A 514-nucleotide genomic window follows, 5' to 3' on the forward strand; every position below is an offset into this window, starting at 1 on the left:
GTAAGCGATTCAAAAGATGGCGTAGTGCAAATCAGACCGAATTATTGTAGACTAACCTGAAAGAACGTTCAAGGAGGTTAAGAATACAATGGATGAAACAAAAAGAATGCTTTGGGAAGATCGATTTGAGGAACAGGCATCGAGTGGAATGACGGTCAAAATATGGTGCACCCACAATCAGATTACCACGTATACCTTCTATTATTGGAAACAGCGCATCCGGAAGGCGAAAATGGAACCGGTGGAGAAAGATACTGCAGCACCAATGTTTGCAAAACTGGAAATGCCATCGGCTTCTGATGAGAGAACAACGAAGGCGGGATTGATTATCAAATGGCGGGGTTTTGAGCTGATTCTGTCAGATCACAGTGATATCTCCCTCGCAACGCAGTTTATCCGGCAGCTTTCGCAGTCATGATGGATCGTTTTATCAAAGACACAACTCATATTTACATTGCATGTGGAGCCACTGACTTCAGAAAACAGATGGATGGTCTGGCCGTCGTTGTTAATA

At 43.6% G+C, this 514-nt stretch carries 1 protein-coding gene; it reads left to right on the forward strand.

Translation table 11 applies throughout. The features are described 5' to 3' along the window. Window positions 1-88: 88 nt before the first annotated feature. Window positions 89-418 (forward strand): IS66 family insertion sequence element accessory protein TnpA, encoded by a 330-nt coding sequence (gene tnpA / locus FZC41_RS17155; RefSeq protein WP_148568662.1) that lies wholly within the window; start codon window positions 89-91, stop codon window positions 416-418. Window positions 419-514 lie beyond the last annotated feature (96 nt).

Origin of the sequence: Acetobacterium paludosum (assembly GCF_008086595.1) — a bacterium.
GTDB lineage: Bacteria > Bacillota > Clostridia > Eubacteriales > Eubacteriaceae > Acetobacterium > Acetobacterium paludosum.